At 36.4% G+C, this 2,873-nt stretch carries 3 protein-coding genes; all 3 read left to right on the plus strand.

Going from position 1 to position 2,873, the window contains the following annotated elements:
• Positions 1–442: hypothetical protein (locus tag DBR11_RS29785; RefSeq protein ID WP_158275396.1), on the plus strand; the 442-nt coding region annotated here is incomplete at its 5' end.
• Positions 443–480: 38 nt separating this feature from the next.
• Positions 481–1,377: an AarF/UbiB family protein gene (locus DBR11_RS27300; protein ID WP_146186688.1), complete on the plus strand. Its 897-nt coding sequence runs from the start codon at positions 481–483 to the stop codon at positions 1,375–1,377.
• Between the two features lie 3 nt (positions 1,378–1,380).
• Positions 1,381–2,268, plus strand: a complete 888-nt coding sequence (locus DBR11_RS27305; protein WP_108555709.1) for a protein kinase family protein — start codon at positions 1,381–1,383, stop codon at positions 2,266–2,268.
• Positions 2,269–2,873: the final 605 nt, after the last annotated feature.

A 2,873-nucleotide genomic window follows, 5' to 3' on the forward strand; every position in this document is an offset into this window, starting at 1 on the left:
GGTTATAGAATTAGAAAATGATAATACAAATAGTTTAAACTATAAAGACATAACCATCTTCCGACTGCCCCAAGATGAATTGGAATTTCTAACTATTGAAAAGTCAACTGAAATAGAAGACCCCGTCATTTCGATAAGTCAAAAATTTATTCAGGAAGAGGACGAACAAAGTCGTGCGGAGTCGGAGCAGCGACTGCTGGAGAAAAGATTAGCAGAGGAACACCATATTAATAGCATGGTTGACGTTTTTGAAAGGAAAATTTCAGAAACAAAAAAGCCGGGGAAGAAGAAAAAAAAGAAAAAAAGTTTGTGGAAGAAGCTCACTAATTTTTTTGCTGTCTCTAACGATGAAGATGATGAAAATGAAGGTTCTGACCGTCGTAGCGATAAAATTGATAAGACTTCCGCCAGTGATGTTAATTCTATAACCGATAAGTTTTAATCGTGAATTATCCGTCTAGAACAGCTATCGTCAACTCGGTGAAATATCCAGCACTGATAAGGGATACTTTTCTCAGTGGAGGTTTTGTTACCAAAACTTCCGGTGGTAAGCCAAAATTTTGGTCTGGAGGTTTCAGTATAGTTTTCCAAATCGATACTGGTGGAGAATTATGGGCTTTTAAGGTTTGGCACACAGAATTGAAAGATAATAAATTCCGGTATACAACTGTCTCTGAAGTGCTAGAAAAATGTGCTCTTCCATATTTTACTGAATTTGAATATGTTGAAAATGGTGTTTTAGTTGATGGAGTACTTATGGATACGCACAGGATGCCTTGGGTGGATGGTGCGCCTTTGAAGGATTACATTAATAGCAATATAACGAACCCTGTTAAATTAGCGAATTTGGCATCGAAGTTTCAGTTGATGGTTGCCGAGTTTCACAAGCACAACATAGCACATGGTGATCTCCAACATGGCAATATCATCGTACAAGACGACGGCGAGATTTCCGTTATTGACTATGATTCGTTCTTTGTCGAGGGATTACAAGGCTTGCCTGATTTAATAAAGGGACAAGGTGGTTATCAACATCCGAGTCGTTATTACAATTTAACAATCAATGAGAAACTTGATTACTTTTCAGAATTAGTTATCTACACTTCATTGATTGTATATTCAGAGCATCCTGAACTTTGGAGTTACGATACAGATTGGCTTTTGTTTTCAAAAGAAGATCTGGAAACTCCAGAACTCTGTACGTTATTTATGAGTTTAAAAAAATCAGATAATCCTAAAATTGCAATTTTGATGAGTACAATGCATGAGTTTTTAAGGTGCGAAGATATAACACAGTTACTACCGCTGGAAGACATTATAAACTCAAAAATAAATGCTAAATTTCCTCCTTTAGATGATATAACGGATAAATTCTAGACAATGATTTTCCCTCCAGTAACCGACATAATTGCAGCAGCTAAAACATCTCAACTAATTAGAGATCCATTTTTGATTGGTAATCCAATTACAGTTTTGGCAAGTGGAAGGCCAGATATGTTTGCAGGTGGCTTTAGTCAAGTTTTTTCGATAGATAAAAATAACGAAAAGTGGGCGTTCAAAGTTTGGGTTTCAGAAATTTTGGAAAATAAAGAGAGGTATGATGCAATTAAGGAATACCTTGACCAAGTTAATCTGCCTTATTTCTCTGAATTTGTATATGTTGTAGGAGGGCTATTGGTTGACGGTAATCTATTAGATACACTCAGAATGCGTTGGGTAAATGGACACGGAATGGCGAGTTATATTTCGATGAACCTATATAATCCGGCTATTTTGGAAGAGTTAGCAGACAGCTTTCTTAAAATGACCGACGACCTTCATAACCATTCAATATCACACGGCGATCTTCAACACCAAAATATTTTTGTAACTGATGAAGGCGAGTTAAAATTAATTGATTACGATTCCATTTGTGTTCCTAATATGGAAGGAATGCGTGATATAACACGTGGCACAAGGGGCTACCAACATCCGTCCCGTCTTAGCTCTGGATATTTGGCTTCTACGAGGATTGATTATTTTTCGGAGTTGGTTATTTACACATCAATTCTTGCCGTTGTTGAAAACCCGGTCTTATGGGACAAATACAATGTCATGCAATCGGAATATAGGTTGTTGTTTGCTCCCGAAGATTTTCTTCGCTTTGAAGAAGCAGAGATACGGAAAGATTTACTAATGTTATCAGAGAGAATAAAGACATTAGTTGCAATCTTGGACAGGTATTTAGCTGCGCATCTGTTGTTGACACCGCTACATTCAATGATTTGATTAATGAGACATTATTTCAGGGTAATCAAAAATTATAACTAGTAGAGACATTTCTTCAAAAAAATCCCTATGATGACAATTTTTATAAAGCAATTGCCTCCCACAAAACAAGTGCTATTATAATTGCCACTAGCTTCAAGTGAGTAATCCGACAAAAGTAATCACCTATTCCGGGTTTAAACTGACGAGCTATTCCGCTCCAAACTGACCATCTGTTTTCGGGCCAAAGTGGCCAGTTTGGCCCGGAATGAGGGGGGACATTCCCCGAAAGATACACTCATGTAACTATTTGAAAAATGATCGGTAAATTGAAATTGCATAAAGATAGACAGTAGGATAATTCTCTTATGGATTTTGATATGTAGATTACCTATTTGCTAATAGAGGGAATCTAAAAACTATAAAGGTTGTTCTTGCCTGAGTAGAAATTGAATAGATGCTTGATTTTCCTAAGTTACCTAGTACGTCTTACGATTTCTTTGTAATTCTCTTTTGTAGCTCTCCTGGTATATAATATTCAGGGAAAAATTCTTTGATGGAACAACTAAATACTTCAGCAATTTTATTCAAATGATTTAGATTGTACTTTTCAGGTCTATTAGGAC

The sequence above is a fragment of the Pedobacter sp. HMWF019 genome, assembly GCF_003061025.1.
Lineage (GTDB): Bacteria > Bacteroidota > Bacteroidia > Sphingobacteriales > Sphingobacteriaceae > Pedobacter.